The sequence below is a fragment of the Verrucomicrobiota bacterium genome (genome assembly GCA_016871675.1).
In the GTDB taxonomy this organism is placed as follows: Bacteria; Verrucomicrobiota; Verrucomicrobiia; order Limisphaerales; family VHCN01; genus VHCN01.
Genome location: VHCN01000112.1, coordinates 1 through 4998, shown reverse-complemented (window position 1 = coordinate 4998; position 4998 = coordinate 1). Strand labels below are relative to the sequence as shown.

Sequence of the window (4998 nt, the reverse complement as noted above, 5' to 3'; positions counted from 1 at the left end):
GTAAACAGGGCGCGCGGCTTCGATGAAGGCGGTGCTCTTCTCGCTGTCCGCCGAGTTGCCGGCTAGTAGCAGGAACGGGCGCGGGGCGATCATGGCAATCAACTCGTGGTGCTCCCGCGCGAAGCCGGGCTGCCGGATGCGCGGGCCGAGATACCACGGCGCGTCCCAGTTGCTGAAGGTCAACCCGATGCCGCCTTCGCTGAAGACAGCGACCTTGAACCGCTCGTCGAACGCGGAGGCGGAGAGATAGCCCCAGGAGTTCGCCGGGTTCTCCTCGCGAATCACGCCGGGCACGCCGACGCGATCAGGATGACAGCCCGTGAGCAAGGCCGCCCGCGTGGGCGAGCACACACACGAGTTCGCACGGAAGTTTTGAAACGCCATGCCCTGCGCGAACAACGAATCGATGTGCGGCGTGCGGATGTCCCTGGTGCCGAACGCCGAGTAGTCGGCGCGTCCAAGGTCGTCGCAGAGGATGACCAGGATGTTTGGCTTGCTCGAGCCTGCGGCATGCAGCGCGGCCAGCGGCGCAATCAGCAGGGCGGTCAGAGCCGAGCGCAGCGAGACAGCCTGCCAAACTGATTTCAAAAGAACGCAGGCAACGGTGAGGATGGGTTTCATCGGTGATTACTTTACGACTGCTTCGATTGCTTTTGCCACGGTCTCTCCGAGGAAATCATAGCCCTTCGCGTTGAAGTGGACGTCGTTGGGATTTTGCATCGCGGCCAGATGAGGCGTGATGGCGGCGAAGAGGTCATCCGTTGTTGTGGTGTGGTGTGGTCAAGGGCGAGGATGACCTCCCTGGTTCGCCACCCTTTCATTTCATCTGGAAGGCATAGAGGTCGCCCTGTTTCAAAAAGAACCGCGCCTTGATGGTCTTGCCCGCGAGCGCGGAAAGGTCGCTCTTTCCCTTCCATGTCATCACTGCGCGGAGATTGTCGTCGGTGAAGATGTCGGCGTCCTGTCTCGTGAAACCGGGAATCGGTTTGCCGTCGCCCTCGCACAGTTCCACCGCCAATGAACCTTTCGGGCAGTCGGCGTTGATCACGAGATTCTTTCCGGCGAAGACCATCGGTTTGGTGGCGATGACGGCCTCTTTTTCATCAGCCCGCAGGGAGACGAATCCGTCCAATCGCAGGGTCGCCCGCCCGATGGCGGCCCTGAGCGTCTGAAGCTGATGGCGATGTCCGTGGCCCCAGTCGGCCCCGAGATAGTAGAGGACGATTTCGTCGTCCACGACGAGCACGGTGCAGCCGTAGTTCTGCGTGGAATCCCATTCGCCGAATCGGCCATACTCGAGGACCGGGTGCATGGCCTGGACCGACCGCTCGTCCGTCTGGATCTGGGTCGCCTCGACCGGTGGATAATAGGCAGGCCCGGTTCCGCCGGGCCGCGTCCAGTTGGCCGCGCAGAGCCATGCGGCGCTGGCGAAGCTGACGAGAGTCGCAACTTGGAAGCGGGTCATTGATTTCATCGGTGGAGAGGCGGCAGGAGATTGTTCCCGAGGCTGGCCTCGGTGCGTTTGAGTTCGGTGAAGCGCTTCATGGCTTGGAGGCGATGACAGGCAGCACTAGGCGGGAAGGTCGAAGATCTCCGTGATGGATTGTTTGTGTGGCGACCTCGAGAGCCGCATCCGCATTCTGGTCGGCCGCGGTGTTGTGATTGCGGTCGTAGTTGGGGAAATCGCTGCTGGTGATGTCGAGCCGGATGCGGTGGCCGGGTTGGAACTCGTTCGAGGTGGGGCGGAGCTTGATGCGATACTCCACAAGCTCGCTAGGCGTGAGCAGCCGCGGCTTGTCCAGCCCATCGCGATACCGTGCGCGCACCATGCCGGAGGCGATATCGCGATTGGTGCCGTCGGGCGCGACGTCGATGAGCTTTGCGAAAAAGTCCGTGTCCGGCGCGGAGGATGCAGCGTGCAAAATGACTTCGGGATAGCCCGTGACCTCCAACGCGGTGGTGAGCGGCTCGCCTTGATACACGAGAATGTCCTGCCGCTTCGCGAGCGGCGACTGATCGGCGGGCAACGTGAACATCGCCGCGCTCCACAGCGTCGGCACGGGATCGCGCGGGTCGTAGCGGTAGCTGTCGCGCGCACCGGGCTGTGGCTGCGGGGTGAGCGTGCCGTCGCCGGCGGGGGAGTTCGCGTGCCCGCCGCTGTGGAGGTAAAGCGTGTGCGCCTTGGCGCGTGCCGGCGGCCACTCCTGCTCGTCGCGCCAGCGGTTCGCGCCCATCACGAAGATGCGCACCGGTGCGGCCGGGTTCACTCCTTCGCCCGCGCCTTTCAGCCACCGGTCGAACCAGCGGATCTGAGTCTGCACGACATTGAGCGCGGCATCCGCTCCGAAATCCACCGTGCCCACCTTCCTGCCGCCGTGCCCAGTGTGGCTCCACGGGCCGATGATGAGGCGTTGTCCGCCGCGCGCGGCTTCCGTGCGGCCCGTGTTCCGCATCGCGCGGTGAATTTCGATGCCATCGTTGCAGTGATCGAACCAGCCGACGATATCGAGATTCGGCACGCTCACCTCGGGGCACGCGGCGATGAAGCGCCACGGATCACGGTGCGGCGCGCGCAACCACGCCTTCACCGCGTCGTCCTCGTCCTCAAAAACCTGCCTCGGCAAATCGAGCCACGGGAGAAAGTGCAGCAGCCGTTCGCCTTCGCCGCCCTTCCACAACTTCGCCGCCTCACCCTTCGACTTCACACCCTCCGCGCCCGAACGCAGCCGCATGTCCGGCGACATGCCCGCGTAAAACCAGTTCAGCCTGCGCCCCGGACGGATCGTTCCCGGACCTTCGAGCGCCGTGAGGCTCGACGGGATCGAGTGCGCCGACATCGCGACGAGCGACGGCGGGCGCAACGCCGCGAGCCTCCATTGCAGGAAGGCATCGTAGGAGATGCCGAAGGTGCCGGCTTTCCCGTTCGACCCCGGCAGCTTCGCTGCCCACTCGACGGTGTCGAAGCCATCCTCCGCATCATGCGTGTGCTCGCGGTAAAACGACTCCCACTTTCCGCCCGATGCGTAGCGCCCGCGCGCATCCTGGGAGACGACGATGTAGCCGGCCTTCACAAACGCATCGAACTTCTTTCCCTGCTTGCCGTAAGGCGTCCGCGTCACCAGCACGGGGAACGGTCCGCCCTCGCCTGGACGGAACACATCCGCGCGCAGCACCACGCCGTCGCGCATCGGCACAGCCACGTCGCGCTCAACGCTGATCTCGGCGGCGACAACTGCGGCACTGAGACAAATCCAGACGGGAAAAATGATTTTTGACAAGCGCATGGGGGGTCAGTTGGATTGCTTCAGCAGTTGTTCGAGATCGGCCTGCACTTTCGGCAGAACGTCACGGGCGGCGGGAGCGTTGATGAGGTTGTTCATTTCAAACGGATCACTTTCCAAATCGTAAAGCTCGTCCATGCCTTTGAGATCGGTGTAGCGGATCAACTTCCAGCGGTCGGTGCGGACGGCTTGATAGCCCATGCTGACGACGCGCGGGAAAACCTTGTCGGACCAATACTCGATCAGGAGCGAGTTGCGCCATGAGCGCGCCGCTGAGGTGTCGCCGCGGAGCAGTGGCAGCAGGGAGCGGCCCTGCATCGTGGCCGGAATCGTGGTGCCGGCGATGTCGAGCAGCGTCGGCGCGATGTCGATGTTCAGCGCGAACTGCTCAAGGGTCGCGCCAGCCTTGATGTGCCCCGGCCAACGCATGAGCAGCGGGATGCGGATGGATTCCTCGTAGGCGAGGCGTCGCTCCACGCTCAGGCCGTGCTCGCCGTAGAAATAGCCTTCGTCGCTGGTGAAAATGATGAGCGTGTTTTCGAGCTGCTTCTGCCCTTCGAGGATTTTGAGAATGTCGCCGAGTCCTTCATCCACCGACGCGAGCATCCGCAGCCGGTTGCGGATGCTTCCATCGTCGGTGACGGTCGCCGGGCCGAGCGGGGCCATGTTTGCAACGGGACGCAGAAGCGCCGGCTTGTCCGACGGGGGCCCGCCGTAGTTGGCGCGATGTGGGATCGCGGCACCGGCGTAGAGCGACTTGTGCCGTTCGGCGGGAATGAATTTCCCCGCGCTCGGATCGGAGAGGCTGCCGTCAGCGTTTTGCGTCAGGTCGGGATGCACGGCCTTGTGCGAGACATAGAGCAGGACCGGTTTCGTGCGCGGCTTTTTCAGGAACTCGTTCGCGAAGCCGTTGAGGATGTCGGTGAAGTAGCCGGCGATTTGTTTCCGCTCGCCGTTGACGTTGAATTCAGGATCGAGGTAGCGCCCCTGGCCTTGGACGCTCACCCAGTAATCAATCCCTGGCCGGGCGCGGTCATCGACACCCATGTGCCATTTGCCCACAAAGGCCGTCTCGTAGCCGGCGACGTGGAGCAGCCGCGGGAACGTGACCAGCTCGTGGCTGCGCGGGCTGCGGTCGGTGTTGTCGGTGATGCCGTGCGTGTGCGCATATTGGCCGGTGAGAAAACTCGCGCGGCTTGGCGAGCAGAGCGGCGTCGTGGCGAAGGCGTTGCTGAACCGCGTGCCCTCCCGCGCCAGCCGTGCGATGTGCGGAGCCTTCACGAACGCATAATCCATCTCGTCCCATCGCAGGTCATCGACGAGGATAAAGACGATGTTGGGCTTCTTCGCGGGCGGTTCGGCGGCGTGCAAAGCGGCCAGCGGCGCGAGCAATAGGGCGGTGAGGAGGGTGAGGATGCGTTTCATAAGCTCGTTCACTTTTTCAGCATCGTGATCACGAAATCCGTCACTTGTGCGTTCGTCACATCGGGCAGGCCGGGATAGACCAGTTCACAAGGAACGCCGACGCGCTGACATTGCTCCTGCAATTTGATGCCGAAGTTCGCGCTGTGCGTAGGGTCTGACTGCGGCCGGCCCGCTGCGGGGGCTTCGCGGTAGATGAGATAAACCGGCGGATCGTCAGCGGTGACGTGGGCGTAGGGCGAGTATTCCCGGATCGACGGCAGTAGTTCCTCGCGACGTGCAAGGAAGGTGTCGA

At 63.4% G+C, this 4998-nt stretch carries 4 protein-coding genes; all 4 read right to left on the bottom strand.

The annotated features are described in order from the left end of the window. On the bottom strand, positions 1 to 621 hold a 621-nt coding region (locus FJ386_14890; GenBank protein ID MBM3877972.1), incomplete at its 3' end, for a hypothetical protein. A 196-nt stretch (positions 622 to 817) separates the two neighbouring features. Further along, positions 818 to 1465: a hypothetical protein gene (locus FJ386_14885; GenBank protein MBM3877971.1), complete on the bottom strand. Its 648-nt coding sequence runs from the start codon at positions 1463 to 1465 to the stop codon at positions 818 to 820. Between the two features lie 76 nt (positions 1466 to 1541). Then, positions 1542 to 3284, bottom strand: coding sequence for a CocE/NonD family hydrolase (locus FJ386_14880; protein MBM3877970.1), 1743 nt, complete (start codon positions 3282 to 3284; stop codon positions 1542 to 1544). Between the two features lie 6 nt (positions 3285 to 3290). Continuing rightward, positions 3291 to 4706 (bottom strand): sulfatase, encoded by a 1416-nt coding sequence (locus tag FJ386_14875; GenBank protein MBM3877969.1) that lies wholly within the window; start codon positions 4704 to 4706, stop codon positions 3291 to 3293. Positions 4707 to 4998 lie beyond the last annotated feature (292 nt).

Excerpts from the sequence above, each read along its gene's own strand:
- FJ386_14885 (MBM3877971.1), bottom strand. The coding sequence starts at position 1,465 with ATGACCCGCTTCCAAGTTGCGACTCTCGTCAGCTTCGCCAGCGCCGCA.
- FJ386_14880 (MBM3877970.1), bottom strand. The coding sequence starts at position 3,284 with ATGCGCTTGTCAAAAATCATTTTTCCCGTCTGGATTTGTCTCAGTGCC.
- FJ386_14875 (MBM3877969.1), bottom strand. The coding sequence starts at position 4,706 with ATGAAACGCATCCTCACCCTCCTCACCGCCCTATTGCTCGCGCCGCTG.